Annotated in this window: 24 protein-coding genes; 15 read left to right on the plus strand and 9 right to left on the minus strand. The window is 75.7% G+C overall.

Annotation, left to right across the window (positions count from 1 at the left end; all coding sequences use genetic code 11):
• Positions 1-10: 10 nt before the first annotated feature.
• The 3 genes from ACI78R_RS19015 to ACI78R_RS19025 are packed head-to-tail and all read right to left on the minus strand — an operon-like array spanning position 11 to position 1841.
• Entirely contained in the window at positions 11-676 is a 666-nt protein-coding gene (locus ACI78R_RS19015; protein ID WP_457041895.1) for an NUDIX domain-containing protein, read from the minus strand.
• On the minus strand, positions 673-1044 hold the full coding sequence (locus ACI78R_RS19020; protein ID WP_457041896.1) for a DUF4406 domain-containing protein: 372 nt from the start codon (positions 1042-1044) through the stop codon (positions 673-675). Before ACI78R_RS19020 ends, ACI78R_RS19015 begins: the two co-directional genes overlap by 4 nt.
• Entirely contained in the window at positions 1041-1841 is an 801-nt protein-coding gene (locus ACI78R_RS19025; protein ID WP_457041897.1) for a DeoR/GlpR family DNA-binding transcription regulator, read from the minus strand. The genes ACI78R_RS19020 and ACI78R_RS19025 overlap by 4 nt, the downstream gene beginning before the upstream one ends.
• A 176-nt stretch (positions 1842-2017) precedes the next feature.
• Between ACI78R_RS19025 and ACI78R_RS19030 the strand changes: the two genes are divergently transcribed.
• From ACI78R_RS19030 to ACI78R_RS19045, 4 genes are all read left to right on the plus strand, one after another.
• Positions 2018-3274 carry an acyl-CoA dehydrogenase family protein gene (locus ACI78R_RS19030; protein ID WP_336030761.1) on the plus strand — a complete coding sequence of 419 codons (1257 nt, stop codon included), beginning with the start codon at positions 2018-2020 and terminating at the stop codon, positions 3272-3274.
• Between the two features lie 150 nt (positions 3275-3424).
• A complete protein-coding gene (locus tag ACI78R_RS19035) occupies positions 3425-4180 on the plus strand; it encodes a GNAT family N-acetyltransferase (RefSeq protein ID WP_073420956.1) in 756 nt (251 codons plus the stop codon).
• The gene (locus ACI78R_RS19040; RefSeq protein ID WP_457041898.1) at positions 4177-4992 is read left to right on the plus strand and encodes a lysophospholipid acyltransferase family protein; all 816 of its coding nucleotides are present in this window, start codon (positions 4177-4179) and stop codon (positions 4990-4992) included. The genes ACI78R_RS19035 and ACI78R_RS19040 overlap by 4 nt, the downstream gene beginning before the upstream one ends.
• A 77-nt stretch (positions 4993-5069) precedes the next feature.
• Positions 5070-6344, plus strand: a complete 1275-nt coding sequence (locus ACI78R_RS19045; protein WP_457041899.1) for an MFS transporter — start codon at positions 5070-5072, stop codon at positions 6342-6344.
• Here the strand turns inward: ACI78R_RS19045 and ACI78R_RS19050 are convergent.
• A complete protein-coding gene (locus ACI78R_RS19050; RefSeq protein WP_457041900.1) occupies positions 6334-8040 on the minus strand; it encodes a glycoside hydrolase family 13 protein in 1707 nt (568 codons plus the stop codon). The genes ACI78R_RS19045 and ACI78R_RS19050 overlap by 11 nt on opposite strands.
• A gap of 56 nt (positions 8041-8096) precedes the next feature.
• Here ACI78R_RS19050 and ACI78R_RS19055 point away from each other — a divergent pair, with 56 nt between their 5' ends.
• The 4 genes from ACI78R_RS19055 (at position 8097) to ACI78R_RS19070 (ending at position 10517) form a co-directional block, all read left to right on the plus strand.
• Positions 8097-8234: an SDR family oxidoreductase gene (locus ACI78R_RS19055; RefSeq protein ID WP_457041901.1), complete on the plus strand. Its 138-nt coding sequence runs from the start codon at positions 8097-8099 to the stop codon at positions 8232-8234.
• A 75-nt stretch (positions 8235-8309) separates the two neighbouring features.
• Complete coding sequence (locus tag ACI78R_RS19060) at positions 8310-8687, plus strand: FKBP-type peptidyl-prolyl cis-trans isomerase (protein WP_073420960.1); 378 nt, start codon at positions 8310-8312, stop codon at positions 8685-8687.
• 94 nt (positions 8688-8781) lie between these two features.
• On the plus strand, positions 8782-9795 hold the full coding sequence (locus ACI78R_RS19065; protein WP_073420961.1) for a cation diffusion facilitator family transporter: 1014 nt from the start codon (positions 8782-8784) through the stop codon (positions 9793-9795).
• 29 nt (positions 9796-9824) lie between these two features.
• Positions 9825-10517, plus strand: a complete 693-nt coding sequence (locus tag ACI78R_RS19070) for a DsbA family oxidoreductase (protein WP_457041902.1) — start codon at positions 9825-9827, stop codon at positions 10515-10517.
• Positions 10518-10574: 57 nt separating this feature from the next.
• Here ACI78R_RS19070 and ACI78R_RS19075 read toward each other — a convergent pair whose 3' ends face one another.
• Entirely contained in the window at positions 10575-10817 is a 243-nt protein-coding gene (locus ACI78R_RS19075) for an acyl carrier protein (protein WP_073420963.1), read from the minus strand.
• Between the two features lie 75 nt (positions 10818-10892).
• Complete coding sequence (locus tag ACI78R_RS19080) at positions 10893-11132, minus strand: hypothetical protein (protein WP_073420964.1); 240 nt, start codon at positions 11130-11132, stop codon at positions 10893-10895.
• Between the two features lie 73 nt (positions 11133-11205).
• On the opposite strand from ACI78R_RS19080, the gene ACI78R_RS19085 reads away from it, so the two are divergent.
• Positions 11206-11547, plus strand: coding sequence for an ArsR/SmtB family transcription factor (locus ACI78R_RS19085; RefSeq protein WP_457041903.1), 342 nt, complete (start codon positions 11206-11208; stop codon positions 11545-11547).
• Positions 11544-12080 carry an SRPBCC domain-containing protein gene (locus ACI78R_RS19090; RefSeq protein WP_457041904.1) on the plus strand — a complete coding sequence of 179 codons (537 nt, stop codon included), beginning with the start codon at positions 11544-11546 and terminating at the stop codon, positions 12078-12080. Before ACI78R_RS19085 ends, ACI78R_RS19090 begins: the two co-directional genes overlap by 4 nt.
• Here ACI78R_RS19090 and ACI78R_RS19095 read toward each other — a convergent pair.
• Positions 12077-12490 carry a hypothetical protein gene (locus ACI78R_RS19095; protein ID WP_454553268.1) on the minus strand — a complete coding sequence of 138 codons (414 nt, stop codon included), beginning with the start codon at positions 12488-12490 and terminating at the stop codon, positions 12077-12079. The two genes, ACI78R_RS19090 and ACI78R_RS19095, sit on opposite strands and share 4 nt — an antisense overlap.
• A 41-nt stretch (positions 12491-12531) precedes the next feature.
• Complete coding sequence (locus tag ACI78R_RS19100; protein ID WP_457041905.1) at positions 12532-13701, minus strand: NADH:flavin oxidoreductase/NADH oxidase; 1170 nt, start codon at positions 13699-13701, stop codon at positions 12532-12534.
• A 219-nt stretch (positions 13702-13920) separates the two neighbouring features.
• On the opposite strand from ACI78R_RS19100, the gene ACI78R_RS19105 reads away from it, so the two are divergent.
• The 3 genes from ACI78R_RS19105 to ACI78R_RS19115 all read left to right on the plus strand — a co-directional run bounded on the left by ACI78R_RS19105 (position 13921) and on the right by ACI78R_RS19115 (position 17836).
• Positions 13921-15735 carry a phosphoenolpyruvate carboxykinase (GTP) gene (locus tag ACI78R_RS19105; protein ID WP_457041906.1) on the plus strand — a complete coding sequence of 605 codons (1815 nt, stop codon included), beginning with the start codon at positions 13921-13923 and terminating at the stop codon, positions 15733-15735.
• Positions 15736-15930: 195 nt separating this feature from the next.
• Positions 15931-17157: an MFS transporter gene (locus tag ACI78R_RS19110; RefSeq protein ID WP_073420969.1), complete on the plus strand. Its 1227-nt coding sequence runs from the start codon at positions 15931-15933 to the stop codon at positions 17155-17157.
• A gap of 4 nt (positions 17158-17161) precedes the next feature.
• Complete coding sequence (locus ACI78R_RS19115; RefSeq protein WP_457041907.1) at positions 17162-17836, plus strand: acVLRF1 family peptidyl-tRNA hydrolase; 675 nt, start codon at positions 17162-17164, stop codon at positions 17834-17836.
• 83 nt (positions 17837-17919) lie between these two features.
• Here ACI78R_RS19115 and ACI78R_RS19120 read toward each other — a convergent pair whose 3' ends face one another.
• Complete coding sequence (locus tag ACI78R_RS19120; protein WP_073420971.1) at positions 17920-18933, minus strand: zinc-binding dehydrogenase; 1014 nt, start codon at positions 18931-18933, stop codon at positions 17920-17922.
• 105 nt (positions 18934-19038) lie between these two features.
• Here ACI78R_RS19120 and ACI78R_RS19125 point away from each other — a divergent pair, with 105 nt between their 5' ends.
• Positions 19039-21093, plus strand: a complete 2055-nt coding sequence (locus ACI78R_RS19125; protein WP_457041908.1) for a HelD family protein — start codon at positions 19039-19041, stop codon at positions 21091-21093.
• Positions 21094-21179: 86 nt separating this feature from the next.
• The coding region (locus ACI78R_RS19130) for a transglycosylase domain-containing protein (protein ID WP_457041909.1) at positions 21180-22920 on the plus strand (1741 nt) is incomplete at its 3' end.

Raw genomic sequence — 22920 nt, forward strand, 5'->3', positions numbered from 1 at the left:
GCCGCCGGGGTCAGGGGCGGCGGAACGGGCCGCGCAGGACGACCCACTGCAGCAGCATGATCGTCTTCGCGTCGGCGATCCGGCCGTCGTCGACCATGGCCAGGGCCTCGTCGACGTCGAGTTCGAGCACCTCGATGTCCTCGCCCTCCTCGGCCACCCCGCCGCCGGCGGTCACCCGGTCGGCCGGGGTGTAGGGGGCGGCGAAGCAGACGACGCGCTCGGTCACCGAGCCCGGGCTGGTGAAGACGTCGAAGACCCGCGTCACCTCCCCGACGACGACGCCGAGCTCCTCGGCCGCCTCGCGCCGCACCGCGGTCTCGGCGTCCTGCTCGTCGAGCAGCCCGGCGGCGGCCTCGACGAGCATCCCGTCGGGCGAGCCGTTGACGTAGGCGGGGAAGCGGAACTGCCGGGTGAGCAGCACGGTCCGTCGCGCGACGTCGTAGGGGAGGAGCGCGGCGCCGTTGCCGCGGTCGTAGGTCTCGCGCTGCTCGGTGGTCCACCGGCCGTCGCGGCGGCGCTGGTCGAAGGTGGTCCGGCGCAGCACGTGCCACGCCGCGGCCAGCAGCTCGACGTCGCGGACGACGACGTCGGGGTTGCCGGTGAGGTCCCGGCCCACCCGGTCGAGGCCGGTGCGGCCGCGGGAGTCGGGCAGGTCGACGCCGAGGACGCCGGTCACGCCGACACCGCCGGGACCTCGGCGACGTTCGTGTAGACCGCCGCGCCGTTCGCCCGGGCCAGCGCCACCATCTCGTCGGAGCCGGCCGAGGCGCCGGGCAGTCGCAGGACGGCGTCGCAGCGGGCCACCAGGCGCCGGCCCATCGGGTGGAAGACCTCGTCGAAGGCGGCGTCGCCGACGCGGGTCGAGCCGGCCAGCTCCGCCAGGGGCAGCGCCAGGTCCTCCCCGTTGACGGCGAGGTGCCCGGCGCGGAACAGCTCCAGGCAGGCCAGCTGGATGGCGCGGTGGTTGGCCGCGATCTTCTCCGGGTCGTCGCCGGTGCCCCCGCGGTAGGGGCCGGCCACCAGGATCATCAGGGGTTGCGTCACGACAGGTCGACCTCCACGCCGGCGTCGTCGAGCGCGGCCAGGGTGTCCTGGGCCGCGGGGGTGAGCTGGGGATCGCGGGCGCTGGCGTCGGTGACCAGCCGCCCGACGGCGGACAGCGGCGCGACCGAGGCGAAGGCGCGCACGCCGAGCTTGGAGGCGTCGGCGACGACGAGCGTCTCCCGCGCCTGCTCGAGGCCGGCCTGCTTGACGGCGGCGTCCTCGAGGGTGAACTCCGACCAGCCGGCCCGGGCGTCGACCGCCCCGATCGACATGACGAACAGGTCGAAGGTGAGCTGCCGCAGCACCGCGGCGGTGAGCGGCCCGGCCAGGCTGCGCTCGCCCGGCCGTGCCTCGCCGCCGACGACGAGCAGCCGGATCCCCGGCCGGTCGGCCAGCGCGTCGGCCACCGGCAGGCTGACGACGGCGGCGGTGAACGGGCCCTCGCCCGCCGCGGCCCGGTCGGCCAGCGCGCGGGCCACGTGCACCGTCGTCGTCCCGGCGTCGAGCAGGACGGTGGCCCCGGCCGGGACCCGGGCGGCGGCCGCCTTGCCGATGCGGTCCTTGATCCCGGCCTGCCAGCCGGCGCGGGCAGCGAAGCCGGCGGCGCTCTCGGGCTCGGCGACGGCGACGGCGCCCCCGCGGACCCGCTCCACCAGGCCGCGGGACTGCAGCGCGTCGAGGTCGCGGCGCACGGTCATCTCGGAGACGCCGAGGCGGGCGGCGAGGTCGGTGAGGGACACCCGGCCGGCGTTGCGCACCAGCCGCAGCGTCACGTCGAGTCGATCGGGGACGGCCACGGAGCAGTTACTACCAGGCCGGTGTGAGATCTGTGAAGTGGTTGTGCGATCGCCGCGGCGGGAGTGCCGTCGGTCACGCTCCCGCGGGCGCGCCGTGCAGGTCAGGGGTGCGGCGCGCATGGTGGGCAGACGCCCTGACCGCGATCCCCACCGCGACGGAGAGAGGCCCCACGACGATGACGTCGACCCCGGACCGCCCCGCCGAGCTGCTCGAGCCGGCCCCGCCCGCGCTCCTGCCGCCGTGGCACACCCCCGAGCGCGAGGCCCTGCAGGAGCAGGCCCGCCGCTTCGCGTACGACGAGGTGCTGCCGGTCGCGAACGAGCTCGACCCGCAGAAGGGCCTGCTGCCGGAGTCGCTGCTGGCCCGCATGGCCGAGCTCGGCTGGTTCGGCATCACGGTGCCCGCCGAGCACGGCGGCCTGGGCCTCGGCGTCTTCGAGTACTGCATGGTCTCCGAGGAGCTCGCCCGCGCCTGGATGAGCAGCGCGAGCATCCTCGCCCGCTCGCAGGGCCTCGGGACGGCCGTGGCCGACCCCGCCCGGCGCGGCGAGCTGCTGCGGCGCAGCGCGAAGGGCGAGTGGATCGGCGCGATCGCGCTGTCCGAGCCCGACGCCGGCTCCGATCTCGCCGGCGTCTCCACCCGGGCGGTCCTCGACGGCGACGAGTGGGTGGTCACCGGCCACAAGCGCTGGTGCGGCAACGCCGAGGCCGCCGACTTCATCCAGGTGCTCGTGCGCGAGCGCGACCCGGAGCCGGGGGAGTCCCGGTCGAAGGGCCTGGTCAACCTCCTGCTGGAGAAGGACCGCGGCTCGTTCCCGGCCGGCCTGACCGGCACCCCGATCGACAAGATCGGCTACCACGGCTTCCTCACCTGGGACCTGGTCTTCGACGGCGTCCGGATCCCCCGGGAGAACGTCGTCGACGAGGCCGCGGCCAGCGACGAGCAGGGCGAGGCCGCCGCGCGCGCCGGGTTCGCCGCGGCGCAGGCGTTCCTGAACACGGCGCGGGTGCACACCGCCGCCCGCGCCGTCGGCCTCGCCCGGGCCGCGCTCGAGGACTCCGTGGTCTACCTGCAGGAGCGCGAGCAGTTCGGCCACCCGATCGGCGACTTCCAGGCGCTGCGCTTCGCCGTCGCGGAGATGGCCGCGCAGGTCGAGCAGGCCCGCACCTTCTACCGGCAGGTGGCGCACCTGATCGACCTCGGCGTGCGCTGCGAGCGGGAGGCCTCGATGGTCAAGCTGGAGGCCACCGAGATGGCGGTGCGGGTGACCAACCAGGCCATGCAGCTGCACGGCGGCAACGGCTACACCACCGAGCGGCAGGTGGAGCGGCACTGGCGCGACGCCCGGCTGACCACGATCTTCGAGGGCACCAGCGAGATCCAGAAGCGGATCATCAGCGACCGGATGCTGCCGCGCTCGCCCCTCACCTAGTCCTCCGGCGCGCGGTCGTGCTCTGCCCCCACCGGCGGGGCAGAGCACGACCCGGCCCGGGACCCCCGGGCACCGCCGACCGCTGATCGTCACCACCCCGCCGGGTCGCCGTTCCCGCCGCGACACCGGCCTCCCCGACCCTCCGGGGACGTGACCGCCGCAGCGCCCGTCCGCCCCGCCGTCCGCTACCGGACCACCCTCGCCCGCACGACCGCCGACCTCGCCGAGGCCCAGCGGCTCCGGCACGACGTCTTCGCCCTCGAGTGCGGCGCCGTCCTCGACGGCCCGGCCGCCGCCGACGGCCGCGACGAGGACGAGTGGGACGCGCTGTGCGACCACCTCCTCGTCCGCGAGCAGACCTCCGGGCAGGTGGTCGGCACCTACCGGGTGCTGCCGCCGGAGCGGGCCGCCGCGCGCGGCCGCGGCTACTCCGACGGCGAGTTCGACCTCACCCGGCTCGCGCCGCTGCGGCCGGGCCTGGTCGAGGCCGGGCGCAGCTGCGTCCACCCCGACCACCGCTCCGGCGCAGTGATCACCCAGTTGTGGGCGGGGCTCGCCCGCTACGTCCTCGACGGGGGCCACACCCACCTCGGCGGCTGCGCCTCGGTGTCGCTGGCCGACGGCGGCGCGACAGCGGCCGGCGTCTGGGACGTCGTCCGCACGCGGCACCTCGCACCCGCGGCCCTGCGGGTCCTCCCGCACGTCCCCTTCGACGTCGAGGCGCCGCCCCGGCCACTGCGCCCCGTGCTGCCGCCGCTGCTGCGCGCCTACCTGCAGCTCGGCGCCCGGGTCGGCGGCCCCCCGGCGCACGACCCGGCGTTCGGCACCGCCGACCTCTACGTGCTGCTGGACCTGGCCGACGTCGACCCGCGGGTGCTGGGCCGGCTGACGGGCGCCGGCCGGTGAACCCCTGGCTGGCGGTCTCGGACTGCACGCCGGCCTGCGCCGACGCCGGTGCCGGTGCCGGCCGGGGCGCGGCCCGGCGGCTGGCCGGGGTGGCCGCGGCGCTGGCGCGCCCCGCCGCGGACGCGCCCGCCCGGGTCCTGGCTGCGCTCGGCGTCGCCCTGGAGGTCTCCGGCGACCTGCCGCGGCCGGGCGGTGGCCCCGCGCCGCTCGTGGTGAGCAACCACGTCTCCTGGCTCGACGACCTCGCGCTCGCCGCGCTGCTGCCGGACGCGCGCCCGGTGGCGAAGGCCGAGGTGGGCGGCTGGCCGGTGGTGGGCGCGTGGGCGCGGCGCACCGGCGTCGTCCTGCACGACCGCACCCGGCTGTCCACGCTGCCGGGCACGGTCGCCGAGGTCGCGGCCCTGCTGCGCACCGAGCGGGCGGTGGCCGTGCACCCCGAGGGCACCACCGCCTGCGGTGCCCGCCTCGGCCGCTTCCGGCCGGCCTTCTTCCAGGCCGCCGTCGACGCCGCCGCGCCGGTGCTGCCGGTCGCGCTGCGCTACCGCACCGCCGCCGGACCCACCACGCTCGCCGGCTACCTCGGCGACGACCCGCTGTGGCGCAGCCTCCGCCGCGTCGCCGGCGCCGGGGACCTGGTGCTCGAGGTGCACGTGCTGCCGCCGCTGCGGCCGGGCACCGACCGGCGGGCGCTGGCCGCGCTGGCCGAGTACGCCGTGGCAGGCGTCGTCGAGGCAGCCGCGCCCGTGGTGGCCGCCCATCCGCGCCCGGCCCGCCGCACCCCGCCCCGACCGTTCCTGCTCTCCCCGGGATAACCGGCTGCCCCTGTCGGCCCCGTCGGCGAGCATGGGGCCGACGGCGCCGACGGTGCGCCACCCCGAGGAGGACCCCGATGGCCGGCCTGCCGCGCGCGCTGGCGCCCCTGCGGCACCGTTCCTACCGGCTGCTGGCGGCCTCGATGGGCCTGTCGCTGCTGGCGCAGGGCCTGTGGACGGTCGCCCTCGTCTGGCAGGTGGTCGACCTCGGCGGCGGCCCGGCGGCGCTCTCGCTGGCCACCGCGCTCTCCGCCGGCGGGATGCTCGCCAGCACGCTGCTCGGCGGCGCGCTGGCCGACCGGGTGCCGCAGCGCCGGATCCTGCTCGGCGTCGCGCTGCTGCAGACCGCGGCGGTCGGGCTGGTCGCCGTCCTGTCGCTCACCGGATCGCTGGCGCTCGGGCCGCTGGCCGCCGTCGCGCTGGCCGGCGGGGTCGCCACGGGGCTGTACTACCCGGCCTACTCGGCGCTGGTCCCCGGCGTCGTGCCGCCGTCGGACCTGCTGGCCGCCAACGGCCTCGAGGGCGTCGTGCGCCCGGCGCTGGCGATGGCGATCGGCCCGGCGGCCGCCGGGCTGCTGGTCGGCGCGTTCTCCCCGGGCGTCGCGCTGCTGGTCACCGCGCTCACCTCCGCCGCCGCGGCCGCCTGCGTGGCGGCGCTGCCCACCCTGCCGGTGCGCCGCGAGGAGCTCGGGGCGGGCCTGTTCGCCGACGTCCGCGAGGGCGTCTCCTACATGGTCCGCACGCCGTGGCTGCTGGCCACGCTGCTGTTCGCCTCGCTCATGGTGCTCGTGCTCATGGGCCCGTTCGAGGTGCTGGTGCCCTTCGCGGTGCGCGACCAGGCCGGCGGCGGCCCGTCCCAGCACGCGCTGGTGCTGGCCGCGTTCGGCATCGGCGGCGCGCTCGGGTCGGCGGTCGTGGCCTCGTTCCGGCTGCCCCGGCGCTACCTCACGGTGATGAACCTGCTCTGGGGCCTGGGCTGCGTGCCGATGGTCGTCTTCGGCTGGACGTCGTCGCTGTGGCTGATGGTCGCCGCGGCCGGCGTCCTCGGCGCGGCCTTCGAGGCGGGCACGGTCATCTGGGGCACGCTGCTGCAGCGCCGCGTGCCGCCGGCGCTGCTCGGGCGGGTGTCGAGCCTCGACTTCTTCGTGTCCCTGGCGTTCATGCCGCTGTCGATGGCGCTGGCCGGGCCGGTCAGCGGCGCCGTCGGGCTCACCGGCACCTTCCTGCTCGCCGGGCTCGTGCCGCCGGTGCTCGCCGTCGTCGCCGTGCTCGCCTGGCGGCTGCCCGCCGACGAGCTGGCCCACCCCCTCGACGTGCCGACCGAGGAGCCGGCCGAGCCCGTCAGGGCCTGAGCACCCGGGCCTCCCACGGGCGCAGCGTGGCGGGGTCGTCCTCGGGCAGGTTGCCGAGGACGACCTCCGCCGCCGGCGCCTCCGGCAGCAGCTCCGCGAGGTCGTGCGTGCCCGCGCCGAGGTTGCAGACGACGAGCAGCGCGTCGCCGTCCAGCGCGCGGGTGAAGGCGTACACCTCGTCGTGCTCGGGCAGCAGCATCGTGAAGTCGCCGAGCGCCACCACCGGGTCGTCGTGGCGCAGGGCGATCAGCCGCCGGTGGTGGGCGAGCACCGAGCCGGGGTCGTCGCGCTGGGCGGCGACGTTCCACGCGGTGTGGTCGGGGTTGACCGGCAGCCACGGCGTGCCGGTGGTGAAGCCCGCGTGCGGCGAGTCGTCCCACTGCACCGGCGTGCGCGCGTTGTCGCGGCTCATCCGGCGCAGTGCGGCCAGCACCTCGCCGGGGTCCTCGCCGTGCGCGACGGCCTGGGCGAAGTGGTTGAGCGACTCGACGTCGCGGAAGTCGTCGACCGAGTCGAACGGGGCGTTGGCCATCCCGATCTCCTCGCCCTGGTAGACGTACGGCGTCCCGCGGTGCAGGTGCAGCAGGGTGGCCAGGCAGGTGGCCGAGTCCCGGCGGAACCGGGGCGAGTCGTCCCCGAAGCGCGAGACGGCGCGCGGCTGGTCGTGGTTGTCCCAGTAGAGGGAGTTCCAGCCGACGTCGGCCAGGCCCGCCTGCCACCGGCCGAAGGACGCCTTGAGGTCGCGCATCCGCAGCGGCCGCGGGGCGAACTTCGAGCCCTCGAAGTCCAGCCCGACGTGCTCGAACTGGAAGACCATGTCCAGCTCGCCGCGCGCCGGGTCGGTGTAGAGCCGGGCCTCCTCGACCGTGACGCCGGGCGTCTCGCCGACGAGCAGGAGCTGCTCGCGCCGGCCGGTGAACACCTCGCGGTGCATCTCCTGCAGGAACTCGTGGATGCGCGGCCCGTCGACCACCGACGCCGTCGCGTCCCCGTAGGGCAGCCCCGGCAGGGGTGGGCCGTCGGGCAGCGAGCCGTCGGGGCCGACGTCCTTGCTGACCAGGTTGATGACGTCCATGCGGAACCCGTCGACCCCGCGGTCGAGCCACTCCCGCATCATCGCGTAGACGGCCTGCCGGACCTCCGGGTTCTCCCAGTTGAGGTCGGGCTGCTTGCGGTCGAACAGGTGCAGGTAGTACTCGCCGCTGGCCTCGTCGAGCTCCCAGGTCGGGCCGGAGAAGAAGCCGTGCCAGTTGGTCGGCTCGGCGCCCGGCTGCCCCGCCGTCATCCCCTCCCGCGGCGGGCGCCACCAGTACCAGTCCCGCTTGGGCGAGTCCGGCGACGAGCGCGACTCGACGAACCACGGGTGCTCGTCGCTGGTGTGGTTGACCACCAGGTCCATGACCAGCCGCATCCCGCGGTCGTGCAGCGCGGCGATGAGCTCCTCGAGCTGCGCGAGGGTGCCGAACAGCGGGTCGACGTCGGTGTAGTCGCTGATGTCGTAGCCGTTGTCGGCCTGCGGCGAGGGGTAGACCGGCGAGAGCCAGACGACGTCGACGCCGAGGTCGGCGAGGTGGTCGATCCGCGACAGGACGCCGCCGAGGTCACCGATCCCGTCGCCGTCGGAGTCGGCGAACGAGCGCGGGTAGACCTGGTAGACGACGGCACGGGTCCACCACGGCGCATCAGCGGGGGTCACCGGCCCAGCCCAGCACTCCGGCGGCGGGCCCGCACCCGGGCGCGCTGGCCGACCGGGTGGCCAGGCTGGCGCCCACCGTGCCGATGGGGCGGCCCGGCACCCCGGAGGAGGTGGCTGCCGCGGTGCTGTGGCTGCTCGGCGAGGGCTCCGGCTACTGCACCGGCAGCGTGCTCGACGTCGCCGGGGGCCGCTGAGCGACCCGGCCGGACCGCTGTTTGGATGGTCGGGTCCCGCCGGGCTCCGCCCGGCACCCCACGCGAGGAGCAGCGATGTCCCAGCCCACCCGCCCCGAGGTCGAGCCGCCCACCGGGCCGGCCCCCGACGACCTGGTGATCGAGGACATCACCGTCGGCGACGGCCCCGAGGCCACGGCCGGCAGCCTGGTCAGCGCGCACTACGTCGGCGTCACCCACGACGGCGGCGAGCAGTTCGACGCCTCCTGGGACCGCGGCGACCCGCTGGAGTTCCGCCTCGGCGTCGGCATGGTCATCCAGGGCTGGGACGAGGGCATCCAGGGCATGCGCGTCGGCGGCCGCCGCCGGCTGACCATCCCCGCCCACAAGGCCTACGGCGACCGCGGCGCCGGCGGCGTCATCAAGCCCGGCGCCACGCTGGTCTTCGTCGTCGACCTGGTCGGCGTCCGCTAGTCCCCACCCCGCGCCCCGGGCCGCCCGCCGGCCCGGGGCGCGGCGCTGACCTGCCGGCGGTTGCACCGGCCAACGACGGGGCACCGCAGGCGCCATGAGCGAGCCGGTCCCCACCCGTGAGCACGCCCTGGCCTCGACGGCGAGCAGGGCCGGGACCGAGGAGGCCGGCGGCGAGTCCACCGGCACCGTCGTCGTCGCCGGGCTGGCCAACCTCGGCATCGCGATCGCCAAGCTCGTCGGCGGCCTGATCAGCCACTCCTCGGCGATGCTGTCCGAGGCCGCGCACTCGGTCGCCGACACGATCACCGAGGTGCTGCTGTTCATCGCGCTCAAGCGCGGCGACAAGGCCCCCGACGCCCGGCACCCGGTCGGCTACGGCCGCGAGACCTACTTCTGGGCGCTGCTGGCGTGCCTGGCCACCTTCACCCTCGGCGCCGGCTTCTCCTTCTACCAGGGCGTCGAGACGATCATCGAGGGCGAGGAGCAGGGCTCCCCGACGGTCGCCTACGTCGTGCTGGCGGTGTCCTTCGTGCTGGAGGGCGCGTCCTGGCTCAAGGCCGTCCGGCAGGTGCGCAGCTCGGCGAGGCGGTGGGGGACCACGCCGCGGCGCTACCTCGCCGAGACCACCGACACCACGGTCAAGGCCGTGACCTTCGAGGACAGCGCGGCGCTGGTCGGCCTGGTGCTCGCCGCGCTCGGCCTGTTCCTCGAGCAGGTCACCGGCGACCCGGTGTGGGACGGCGTCGCCGCGATCCTCATCGGCGTCCTGCTGCTCGTCGTCGCCGGCTCCCTGGCGCGGGCCAACGTCTCGCTGCTCATCGGGCAGTCGGTGCCGGCGTCCGTCCAGGACCGGCTGCGCGCAGAGCTCCTCGACCTGCCGCAGGTCGACGACGTGCCGTTCCTCCTCACCTCGGTGATCGGCCCCGGCCAGCTCATCGTCTCCGCCAAGGTCGACTTCGCCGACACCGCGACCGTCGCCGACATCGAGCGCGCCTCCGACGAGGCCGAGCGCCGGCTCGTCGCCAGCCACGCCGGCGTCCGGTTCGTCTTCCTCGACCCCACCCCCGGCGACGGGCGCGCCCGGGCGGAGGCCCACCGGCCGGAATGACGGCGGTCCGCGCGCGGTTGAGCGGTTCCGTGCGCATCGAGGTGTGGTCCGACGTCGTCTGTCCGTGGTGCTACATCGGCAAGCGGCGGCTGGAGTCCGCGCTCGAGCGCTTCCCGCACCGCGACCAGGTCGAGGTGGTGTGGCGGTCGTTCCAGCTCGACCCGAGCGTCCCCGAGGGCGAGACGCACGCGACGCTCCCGGCGCTGGCCGCCAAGTACGGCCGCCCGGTCGAGGACATGCGGGCGATGATGCGGCACGTCGAGGAGACCGCCGCGGGTGAGGGCCTCGAGTACTCCCTCGCCGACGGCGTCAGCGGCAACACCCTGCTGGCCCACGAGCTCCTCCACCTCGCGGCCGACCGCGGGCTGCAGGGCGCGATGAAGGAGCGCCTGCTGCACGCCTACTTCGAGGAGTCCCGCTCGGTCTTCGACGTCGACGCGCTCGTGCCGCTGGCCGTCGAGGTGGGGCTCGACGAGGCCGAGGTCCGCGCGGCGCTCGCCGACTCCCGCTACCGCTCCGCGGTGCTCTCCGACGCCGCCACCGCGCAGGCGCTCGGCGCGACCGGGGTCCCGTTCTTCGTCGTCGACCGGAAGTACGGCGCCGCGGGCGCCCAGCCGGCCGACCTCCTGCTGCAGGTGCTGGAGCGGGCATGGGCCGACGCCCACCCGCTGGCCACCGTCCCCGCCGCCGAGGGCTGCGAGGGCGACTCCTGCGCCGTCTGACCCGCTGACACGACGGAGGGCTCCACCCGGTCCGGGTGGAGCCCTCCGTGCGTTGCGCTACTGGGTGGCGGGGCCGCCCTGCTCGGTGCCGGAGATCTTGCGGAGCAGGTCGTGGCAGCGCTTGGCCCGCGCCGAGTCCTGCTCCATGACCTCGCGGAAGAACGCGGCGACGTCGTCGAGGCCCGCGTTCTCGGCGTCCCGCACGTACTGGCCGTAGTCGTGGCCCGCCTTCAGCGAGTGGTACTGCACGGAGATCAGGTCGAAGGTGACGTCCTCGAAGCCGGTCTCACCGGTGGCCATGGGTGCCTCCTCGTCGATGGGTCGGACGCAGCGAGGGGTTCCCGGACGGGGCGGGCCGAAACGGACCGGTCCGCCTCAGGACGGCGGCGCCTCGGAGAACGCACCTCCGGTGACGTCGCCGCCGCCGGCGTCGTCGGCCAGGGTCTGCCCGGCGGTCGTCTCCGCGTCGTCGGCGTCGAGCTCGTCGGCGCCGGTGGACGCCGGGTCGTCCGCGGTGGAGGCCAGGTCGGCGCCCTGGCCGTAGGCGCCGGGGTCGGCCTGCGTCGTCCGCGGGTCGTTCAACGGGTCCGGCACGTCGGGGTCGGTGACGGTCATGGCCCCTCCCTGCCCGGCCTCTCGCACCGGCAACCCCTGGCCTGATGCGTAAGCCGCGTGTTACACATCGGGCATGGAGGCGCTCGAGGCCCTCGCCGACCCCACCCGGCGGCAGCTGCTCGCGCTGCTCCGCGACGGCGAGGTCGCGGCCGGGGAGCTGGCCGGGCGCTTCCCGGTGAGCCGCCCGGCGATCAGCCGGCACCTGCGGGTGCTCCGCGAGGCGGGGCTCGTGCGCAGCCGGGTCGAGGGCCGCCGCCGGCTGTACACGCTCGACCCGCGCCCGCTGCGCGAGCTCGACGACTGGCTGGATCCCTACCGCGACCTGTGGGCGCAGCGGTTCGACGCCCTCGACACCGAGATCGCCCGCGGCCGCCGGTCCCGGGCCCACCCCCCGACGGACGGAGACGCCCCGTGACCGACGCGCAGACCAGCCCCGCCGACCCGCCCACCGGCCGCCGCGGGATGGTCACCGACCTGCCCGACGGCCGGCGCCGGCTGGAGTTCCGCCGGTCCTGGCCCGACGGCCCCGACGCCGTGTGGGCCGCGATCACCGAGCCCGACCGGCTGGTCCGCTGGTTCGGCACGTACGAGGGGGAACGCGCCCCCGGCGGGCGCGGGACCCTGACGATGACCCACGAGGCCGAGCCGGCCGCCGAGGCGGTGGTCATCGCGGAGTGCGACCCGCCGCGCCGGCTGGTGGTCGAGTGGCCGGAGCAGGAGGGCTGGCGGGTCGAGCTGGCCCTCGCCGTGGAGAGCGGGCGCACCACGCTGCACTTCGTCCAGCACTTCGCCGCCGGCACCGACGTCACCGACTTCGCGCTCGGCTGGCACTGGTACCTCGACAAGCTCGACGCCGTGGCGGGCGACCGGCCGGCCCCCGGCGACTGGGACTCCTTCCTCGCCGAGGTCGGCCCCGACTACGGACGCACGCCGGAGGGGACGGCCTAGGGCCGGGCCGGGCGGCCCAGCACCGCCATCGCGGCGGCCAGGCCGAGCCCGCCGACGACCACCGCCGTCTCCAGCGGCGCGGTCGCCGGCGCGGCCAGCCGCTCCCGGACCAGGCGCTCCTGCAGGTAGCCGGGGACCATGCCGCCGCTCAGCAGCCGCAGCACCCGGCGCGCCCGCTCGTCGGGCCCGGCCGCCAGGCGGGACACGGCCCACGCCTGCGCCGCGAGCATCCAGACCGGCGCGGCGAGGGCCGTCCCCATCCACAGCGAGTCCCGGCCCACACGGGCCGGGTCGCCGGTCAGGAACGGCAGGTCGAAGTGGTGTCGGCGGCGCACCGCCAGCGCCTGGCCGGCGAGGCCGGCGGCGAGCTGGGCGGCGGAGACGGCGACGAGGGCGCGGCGGGACGGCACGGTCCGGGGACCGTAGTGGCACCGGCGCCGCCGCGGGCCGGTCAGCCGCGCGCCGCCACCTGCACCGGCTCGGGGCCGGTCCAGGCGCCGAGCGAGCCGAGGAAGGCGTTGCGCCGGCCCAGCCGCGGGCCGGCCTGCACCGGGTAGGCGTCGTGGGTGCCGGTGAGGTCGCGGGCGGCGTGCACGGCGAAGTTCGGGTCCTCCTGCGCCTCGCGCGCCACGGCGACGAGGTCGGCCATCCCGCCGGCCACGACCGCCTCGGCCTGCCGGCCGTCGACGATCAGGCCCACCGCCATCGTGGCGATGCCCGCCTGCTCGCGGATGCCCGCGGCGAAGGGCACCTGGTAGCCGTAGCCCAGCGGGTGCTGCCAGCCGCCGAGGCCGCCGCCGGAGACGTCGACGACGTCGACCCCGCGGGCGCGCAGTTCCCGGGCCAGGGCCACGGTGTCGTCGAGGCCGATGCCGTCGGGCGTGCCGTCCACGGCCGAGACGCGCACGAACAGCGGCCTGTCCTCCGGCCACTCCGCCCGCACGGCCTCGACCACCTCGAGCGGGAACCGCATCCGGGCCTCCCGCGAGCCGCCGTAGCCGTCGGTGCGCCGGTTGGACAGCGGCGACAGGAACTGGTGCAGCAGGTAGCCGTGAGCGGCGTGCACCTCGACGACGTCGAAGCCCGCGGCCAGCGAGCGGCGGGTGGCGGCCGCGAACGCCTCGCGCACCCCGCCGAGCTCCTCGACGGTGAGCTCGTGCGGCACCGGCCAGCCCGGGCCGGCCGGCACCGCGCTGGCCGAGACGGTCGGCCACGGGTCCTCGCCGGGGAGGGCGTTCTCCGGCGTCACCGCGGCCCCGCCCTCCCACGGGCGCTGGCTGCTGGCCTTGGCGCCGGCGTGCGCGAGCTGGATGCCGGCCACCGCCCCGGACGCCCTCAGGAAGTCCGCGACCCGCGCCAGCCCGGGGACGTGCCCGTCGGACCACAGCCCGACGTCGCCGTGGCTGATCCGCCCCTCCGGCGTCACCGCCGTCGCCTCCACCACGACCGTGCCGAACCCGCCCAGGGCGAACCGGCCCAGGTGCACGAGGTGGTAGTCGCCGACCAGGCCGTCGCGGACGGAGTACTGACACATCGGGGCAACGACGAGGCGGTTCGGGAGGGTCACCCCGCGCAGCGTCAGGGGCGTGAGCAGGGCAGGAGCGGGCGTGAGGCTGGTCACGTGGAGCAGTGAACACCGCGCTCACCTGGCCTGTTCCCCGGGACGGGGGGAAGCGGACCTAGACGTCTAGGACGTAACATCTCTCACCATGACAGGCGGGTCCGCCCGCTCGTACGCTTCCCGGACCCGGCCGGTCGGACCCGTTCCGCCGCCCCCGGGGACACCAGGCACCGGCGCCCGTGTCCACGACACGCGGCGTGCCCAGAGGATGGAGACGCCGTGACCTCCGTGACCACCCCCGGTCTCGACAACGCCCCCACCACGCACGCCCGGCTGCTGGCCTGGGTGCGGGAGATGGCGGAGCTGACCACCCCGGACCAGGTGGTGTGGGTCGACGGCACCGACGAGGAGTGGGAGCGGCTCACCCAGAAGCTGGTCGACGCCGGCACCTTCACCCGCCTGGCGAAGAAGCCCAACTCGTTCTGGGCCGCCTCCGACCCCAGCGACGTCGCGCGCGTCGAGGACCGCACCTTCATCTGCTCGGTCGACGAGGCCGACGCGGGGCCGACCAACAACTGGATGGCCCCCGACGAGATGAAGTCGGTCATGACGGAGCTCTACCGCGGCTCCATGCGCGGCCGGACGATGTACGTCATCCCGTTCTGCATGGGCCCCGTCGAGGCCGAGAACCCCATGTTCGGCGTCGAGCTCACCGACTCCGAGTACGTCGTCGTCTCGATGCGGGTCATGGCCCGCATCGGCTCGCGGATCCTCGAGGCGATGGGCACCGACCGGCCGTTCGTGCCGGCCATGCACTCCCTCGGCGCGCCGCTGGAGCCGGGCCAGGAGGACGTGCCCTGGCCGTGCAGCCAGACCAAGTACATCGTGCACTTCCCCGAGGAGCGGGCCATCTGGTCCTACGGCTCGGGCTACGGCGGCAACGCCCTGCTGGGCAAGAAGTGCTACTCGCTGCGGATCGCCTCGGCGATGGCCCGCGACGAGGGCTGGCTCGCCGAGCACATGCTGATCCTCAAGCTGACCAGCCCGCAGCAGAAGACCTACTACGTCGCCGGCGCCTTCCCGTCGGCGTGCGGCAAGACCAACCTCGCCATGCTCGAGCCGACCATCCCCGGGTGGAAGGTCGAGACCATCGGCGACGACATCGCCTGGATGCGCTTCGGCGAGGACGGCCGGCTCTACGCCATCAACCCCGAGTTCGGGCTGTTCGGCGTCGCCCCGGGCACCGGCTGGGACACCAACCCCAACGCGATGCGCACGATCGACAACGGCAACTCGGTCTTCACCAACGTCGCGCTCACCGACGACGGCGACGTCTGGTGGGAGGGCATGACCGAGGAGCCGCCGGCGCACCTCACCAGCTGGAAGAAGCAGGACTGGACGCCGGACTCCGACGAGCCGTCCTCGCACCCGAACTCGCGGTTCTGCACGCCGATCGAGCAGTGCCCGATCCTCGCGCCGGAGTACACCGACCCCAAGGGCGTGCCGATCTCGGCGATCCTCTTCGGCGGCCGCCGCAAAACCACGATCCCGCTGGTCACCGAGGCGCGGGACTGGAACCACGGCGTCTTCATGGGCGCCACGCTGTCGTCGGAGACGACGGCCGCGGCCACCGGCGCCGTCGGCGTCGTCCGCCGCGACCCGTTCGCCATGCTGCCGTTCATCGGCTACAACGCCGGCGACTACTTCCGGCACTGGGTGGAGACCGGCAAGGGTGCCGACGCGACCAAGCTGCCGCGGATCTTCTACGTGAACTGGTTCCGCCGGGACGAGGACGGCGGCTTCCTGTGGCCAGGCTTCGGCGAGAACAGCCGGGTGCTCAAGTGGGTCGTCGAGCGCCTCGAGGGCACCGCGGCCGCCGAGGAGACCCCGGTCGGCCACGTCCCGACGCCGGCCTCCCTCGACGTCTCGGGCCTCGGCATGACCGAGGAGCAGGTGCGCGGGGCGCTCGCCGTCGACGTGGACGAGTGGCGCCAGGAGGTCCCGCAGATCACCGAGTGGTTCGAGAAGTTCGGCGACAAGCTGCCCAGCACCATGTGGGACGAGCTGGAGATCCTCAAGAGCCGCCTCGCCTGAACCGGCCGCCCGGGACCCTGAGCTCCCGGGCGCCCTTGGACTACGGGCCCCGTCCCCGGACAGCGTCGTCCGGGACGGGGCTCGTGCCTTTCCGTGGTCGGTGTGGCACGGAATGCATCCGTCTCCCGGCCCGGCGGCCGCGACTCGGTTAGCGTTGACCGGTAACAGAGCCCCCCGACGACAGGTCCCTCCCCGGTGCTCAGTCCCTACCTGCACGTCCTGCGCACGCCGCACGCGCTGCCCATGGTGCTGTCGGCCTTCGTCGGCCGCCTGCCGCTGTCGATGGTCGGCCTCGGCTGCGTCCTGCTGATCGCCTCGGAGACCGGGTCCTACGGTCTCGGCGGCGCGGTCGCGGCCGCCGGCGCGGTCACCACCGCGATCGCCGGCCCGGCCCTCGGCCGGCTCGCCGACACCTTCGGCCAGCGGCGCACGCTGCTCCCCGTCGTCGCGGTGTTCGCCGCGTCGGGGGCGGCGTTCCTCGCCGCGGTCAAGGAGGACTGGCCGCGCTGGACGCTGTTCCTCACCGCCGGCCTCGCGGGCGCCTGCATCCCGCCGGTCGCCTCGATGATCCGGGTCCGCTGGACACACCTGCTGCGCGGCACCACGCGGCTGCCCGCGGCGCTGGCGATGGAGTCCGTCGTCGACGAGCTGGTCTTCATCGTCGGGCCGGTCCTGGTCACCTTCCTGTCCACCACCGGGCACGCCACCTCCGGCGTGGTCACCGCGTTCACCCTCGCCGTGGTGGGGGCGCTGCTGTTCGCCGCGCAGGGCCGCACCGAGCCGCCGCCGCACGGCCACGAGGCGCGCAAGGGGCCCTCGGCGATCCGCACCCCCGGCCTGCGCGTGCTGTTCGTGGTGGGCGCCGCCGTCGGCTCGATCCTCGGCACGCTGGAGATCGCGCTGGTCGCGTTCGCCGACGAGGTGGACGCGATGGCCCTGTCCGGGGTGCTCATCGCGGGCCTGGCCGTCGGCTCGATGATCAGCGGCATCGGCTGGGGCGCGGTGCACTGGAAGCACCCGCTGCGGCACCGGCTCCTCGTCGTCCTGCTCGTGCTCACCGTGCTGTCGGTGCCCCTGACGCTGGTGACGAACGTGTGGGTGATGATCCCGTTCGTCGTGGTGGCGGGCGTCGCCGTCTCGCCGTCGCTGATCAGCTCGTTCACCCTGGCCGAGCTGATCGTGCCGCGGCAGGCCGTGACCGAGGCGTTCACCTGGATCGGCACGGCGCTGGGGCTCGGCGTGGCGCTGGGCACCTCGATGGCCGGGAAGATCGTCGACACCGTGGGCGCGAACGCCGCGTTCCTCGTCGCCACGGGCTCGGCCGGGCTGGCCGCCGTCGTCGTCCTGCTCGCGCAGCGGCTGCTGCACGTGCCCGAGGAGAACATCGCCGAGCCGGTCCTGGCCGGGGAGACGACCGGCTGAGCCGGTGACCCGTCCCCGGCCGGCGGCCGGCGGCGGCCGCGTCCTCGGCGTCGCCCCGGAGCGGCTGGGCCGCTGGCTCGACGGCGTCGCCGACCGGCACGGCGCCTTCGCCGCCACCCGCCTCGACGACGACGCCGTCGCGGTCACCTGCGCCGACGGCACCGCGCTCACCCTGCGGGCGCCCTTCCCCTGGACGCCGGGCCCCGCACTGCTGACCTCGTTCACCGCCGCGGCCCGGCAGCCCCGCCGCGCCGCCGTCCTGCTGGTGCGCCGCGGCCGGTGGGCGACCGGGGTCTTCGACGGCGCCGCGCTCGTCGTCTCGAAGGTCGACACCCGGCTGGTGCAGGGGCGCAGCGCCGCCGGTGGCTGGAGCCAGCAGCGCTTCGCCCGGCGCCGGGCCAACCAGGCCGACGCCGTCGTCGAGGCCGCCGCCGACACCGCCGCCCGCGTGCTGCTCCCGCACGCGGCCGACGTCGAGGCGCTGTTCACCGGCGGCGACCGCGGGATGGCCGACGCCGTGCTCGCCGACCGCCGGCTCGCGCCCCTGGCGGCGCTGCGCCGGGGGCCCGCGCTGGAGGTCGGCGAGCCCACCCGCGCCGTCCTGGAGCAGACGCCGGCGCAGTTCCGGGCCGTGCAGGTCCACATCGTGGAGCCCGCCGACCGCCCTCAGGGCCATTAGCGCGACAAAGGCCCCTTTCCGCCCCGGCGGTCCCGCTTTCCGCGCGCGAGAGGCGGGGCCGATAGCGCTACAAGGGCCCGGGGTCAGCCGTGGGGCTGGAGGACGAGGCGGATCGGGTTGCCCTCCTTGCGCTCGAGCATCTCGATGCCGCGCGCGGCCTCCTCGAGCGGGAGCGTGCCGGAGATGGAGCGGGACAGGTCGAGCCGGCCGTGCCGCACCAGCCCGACGAGCTGCTCCACGTGGTGCGGCTCGGACCCGTAGTGGCCGAGCAGGCGCTCGCCGAAGTAGCTGAACTGCGTGCCGTTGCGGATGGTCAGCGGCTGGTCGGTGAGGCCGACGAGCACCAGCGCGCCGCCGCGCTCCAGGCAGCGCACGGCCTGCTCGCGCACCGGCGCGACGCCCGCGAAGTCGAAGGCGTAGGCCAGCCCGGCGCCGCCGGTCAGCTCGCGCACCCGGGCGGCGACGTCCTCGGAGGGGTCCACCGCGAGGTCCGCGCCGAAGGCCAGCGCCCGCTCCCGCGCGGACTCCACCGGGTCGACGGCGACGATCGGCGCCGCGCCCGCGAGGCGCAGCAGCTGGACGGCGTGGGCGCCGAGCCCGCCGATGCCCCACACGCCCACGGGCTCGCCCGCGCGGACGCCCGCGGTGGTGACGATCGAGGCCCACGGCGTGGAGACGGCGTCCGGGACGATGCAGGCCTGCTCGAAGGGCATCGCGTCGGGGATGGGCACGAGCGTCGAGACGGTGGACACCGCGTAGTGCGCCCACCCGCCGTCGTAGTCGACGCCGCGGGTGTGGATCCACCCGCCGAGCTCCTCGCCGGCCTGCAGGGTGACCCGGCGGCCCTCCCAGCCGGTCACGCCCTCGCCGTGCTCCACGACGACGCCGGCCACCTCGTGCCCGAGCGTCACCTCCTCGCCCTGGAGGAACAGCGGGTTGAGCGTGCCGTCGACGAGGTGGACGTCGGACAGGCAGATCCCGGCGGCGCGCACCTCGACCAGCACCTCCCCGGGACCCGGCACCGGGCGCGGCACCTCCTTGACCTCGAACTGCTTGGTGCGCACGTTGAGCCGGCCGGCGAGCATCGAGTCGGGCATGGGGGCGATCCTCCCCAGGACCTCCGCCGCGCACACCGGCGCCTCCGCCTTTCGCACGCGAAAGGCGGAGACGGCGCCGCGAGGACGGCGTAACGTCCACCGACCGTGTCCGCGACGCCGACCGACACGACCGGGACCGCCTCCCCGACCGACCCCGTCCTCACCGCCGAGCGCGCCCACCTGGCCCTCGCGGCGGACTGCCTGACCGAGATGCGCGCCGCCGCGTCCGCCGTCGTCGACGCGGGCGTCGACGCCTGGGCCTCCGAGCGGCTGGGCGCAGCCCGCGCCGAGCGGCTGCGCGCCCTGGCCGCCGACCCGCACGTCCCCGCGTTCTTCGGCCGCACCGACGCGGGGCTGCCCGACGGCGGGGCCGAGAGCTTCCACATCGGGCGCCGGCACGTGCGCGACGCCGCCGGCCGGCCGGTCGTCATCGACTGGCGCGCGCCGATGAGCCGGCCGTTCTACCGCGCCAGCGCCGCCGACCCGCAGGGCCTGGTGCGCCGCCGCCGGTTCGGCTTCTCCGGCGGGGAGCTCACCGGCTACGAGGACGAGCTGCTCGGGGCGGGGGAGGAGGGGGACGGCGCCCTGCTGCGGGAGGAGATCGAGCGCCCGCGCAGCGGCCCGATGCGCGACATCGTCGCCACCATCCAGCCCGAGCAGGACGAGATCGTGCGCGCCCCGCTGGCCGAGTCGGTCTGCGTGCAGGGCGCCCCGGGCACCGGCAAGACCGCCGTCGGCCTGCACCGCGCCGCCTACCTCCTCTACACGCACGGCGGGCAGCTGGCGCGCACCGGCGTGCTCGTCGTCGGGCCCAACCGCGCGTTCCTGCGCTACATCGAGCAGGTGCTGCCCACCCTCGGCGAGGTCGACGTCGAGCAGACGACGGTCGCCGAGCTGACCGCGCACGTCCCGGTCCGCGCGCAGGACGCTCCGGAGGTCGCCGCGCTCAAGGGCGACGCCCGGATGGCGCAGGTCCTCGAGCGGGCGCTGTGGGGCGGGATCGCCAAGCCCGCCGACGACGTGCTGGTGCCGCTGGCCGGCCGCCGCTACCGGGTGCCGGTGGAGCGGCTCAAGCGGTACGTCGACGACCTGCGCCGCCGCGGGCGGGTCGCCGACGACCAGCAGCGCCTGCACCACGCCGCCGGGCGGGAGCGCCTGGCGCTGCTGCTGGCCGAGGACGCGCGCCGGCAGAAGGAGGAGGCCGGCGGCAGCCCGACCGACGCCGAGACGCGCCGCGCCGCCCGCAGCCCCGAGGTGCGCGCCTTCTGCGACGCCGTGTGGCCGGCCTGCGACCCGGCCGCGCTGGTCGCCGGGCTGCTGTCGGACGCCGCCGTCCTCGCCCGCGCCGCCCGCGGCGTGCTCGCCGACGACGAGCAGGCGCTGCTGCTGCGCCCGCCGGCCCGGTCGGTGCGCGCCACGCGGTGGACGGAGGCCGACGCCGTCCTGGTCGACGAGGCGGCCGGGCTGGTCGAGCGGACCGCCGGCTACGGGCACGTCGTCGTCGACGAGGCGCAGGACCTCTCGCCCATGCAGTGCCGGTCGGTGGCGCGCCGGCTGGCCGCCGGGTCGCTCACCGTCCTCGGCGACCTCGCCCAGGCCACCAGCCCCTGGTCGGCCGGCGACTGGGCGCCCACCCTCGCGGGCCTCGGCCGCCCGGACACCGCCGTCCGCCCGCTGACCCGCGGCTACCGCGTCCCCGGCGAGGTGCTCGACTACGCCAACCGGCTGCTGCCGGTCATCGCGCCCGGCCTGCCCGCGGCCACCGCGGTGCGCCGCGAGCCGGGCGCGCTGGAGGTCCGGCCGGTGACCGACCTCGCCGGCCCGCTGGCCGAGGTGGTGGCCGGGCTCGCCGCCGGGCCCGGCTCGGTCGGCGTCGTCTGCGCCGACGACGCCGTGCCGGCGGTCGCCGGTCTGCTGCGCAACGCCGGGCTGCCCGCGGCGGTGCTCGCCGACGACGGGTCGGCGGCGGAGCGGGTCGCCGTCGTCCCGGCGACGCTGGCGAAGGGCCTGGAGTTCGACGCCGTCGTCGTCGCCGACCCGGCCGCGATCGTGGCCGCCGAGCCGCGCGGGCTCAACCGGCTCTACGTGGTGCTGACGCGTGCGGTGAGCACCCTCGTGGTGCTCCACCGCGACGACCTGCCGGGCGCGCTGGCCTCCTGACGGTCCCCCGACCGGGCGCGGCACGGCGCGGGTGGTTGTGGCGCGCAGTGATCTCTGTTGCAGTGTCCCGGCGGGGAGGGAGGCCCATGGACCGGCGGAGCCCGGCCGGCACGCTGATGCGGCTGGCCGCGACGATCGTGGTCGCCGGGGCTCTGCTGGCGGGTCTGCTGCTGCCCTGGGTCGGCGGCCCCGCGGTGGCCGCGCAGCAGTCCACGGGCCTACTGGGCGACCTGCCCACCGAGTTCACCGTCGACACCCCGCCCGGCAACACGGTGCTGCTCGCTGCCAACGGCGAGCCGATCACCTCCTTCTACGAGGAGAACCGCGCGCCGGTCGCCTCCGAGGCCATCGCCGAGGTGATGAAGCAGGCGATGGTGGCCATCGAGGACTCGCGGTTCTACGAGCACCGCGGCCTCGACGTCCAGGGCACCGTGCGCGCGCTGGTCACCAACATCGCCGCCGGCGGCGTGCAGGAGGGCGGGTCCACGCTCACCCAGCAGCTGGTGAAGCAGACGCTGCTGCAGACCGCCGACACCCCGGAGGAGCGGTTCGCCGCCACCGAGCCGACGCTCGGCCGCAAGCTGCGCGAGGCCCGCCTGGCGCTGGCCCTCGAGGACACCTACAGCAAGGACGAGATCCTCACCCGCTACCTCAACATCGTGTACTTCGGGCAGAACGCCTACGGCATCCAGCCCGCCAGCCAGGCATTCTTCGGCATCGACGCCTCCGCGCTGTCCCTGCCGCAGGCGGCGCTGCTGGCCGGTCTGGTGCAGAGCCCCACCTACGACGACCCGTTCACCGACCCCGAGGCGGCCACCGCCCGGCGCAACGAGGTCCTCTCCCGCATGGCCGAGCAGGGGATGATCGGCGCCGCCGAGGCGACCGCCGCGCAGGCCGCCCCGCTCGACCTGGCGCCGGCGCCCGCCCCGCGCCGCGGCTGCGTGCAGGCCAGCGTCGGCCCCTTCGTCTGCGACTTCGTCCAGCGCTACCTGATCCAGGAGCTCGGCCTCACCCAGGAGCAGCTCGACAACGGCGGCTACGTCGTGCAGACGACGCTGGACCCGGAGCTGCAGCGCGCCGGCGACGCCGCGGTGCTCGAGACGCTCGCGCCCGACGACTCGCTGGCCGGCATGTTCACCGCCGTCGAGCCGGGCACCGGCCACCTGCTCGCGATGAGCGTCAACCGCACCTTCGGCTACGACCGCAACGACCCGACGCAGGAGTCGTTCAACCTCAACGTCGCGCCCAGCCAGGGCTCGGGCTCGACCTACAAGGTGTTCGTCGCGGCCGCCGCGCTGGCCCGCGGCTACTCCTCGTACTACACGCTCACGACGTCGGACCCCTACGTCTCGCGGGTCTACCGCGACGGCAGCCGGCCCTACGACGTCGAGAACGCCGGCTCCTACCGCTCCACGCTGGACCTGACGACGGCGCTCTACCAGTCCTCCAACACCTACTTCCTGGCGCTGGAGGACGCGCTCGGCAGCGTCGAGGAGCCGGTGCGGATGGCCGAGGCGATGGGGCTGTTCCAGTTCAGCCCGCCGGAGCTGCCGCAGCAGATCATCGACGAGAACCGGGGGTCGTTCACCTTCGGCTCGGAGGCCACCAGCCCGCTCGCGCTGGCCAGCGCCTACTCCACGTTCGCCGCCGGCGGCACCCAGTGCGACGTCGTCCCGGTGACCGCCGTCCTGGACTCCACCGGGGAGCCCGGGGGGGGGGGGGGGGGGGGGGGGGGGGGGGGGGGGGGGGGGGGGGGGGGCCCGGGGGGGGGGCGCGGGGGCGGCGGCCAGCGGGAACACCAGCTAAGTCACCATCTACATCCCGGGG

It is taken from the genome of Geodermatophilus sp. SYSU D01106 (assembly GCF_054049995.1).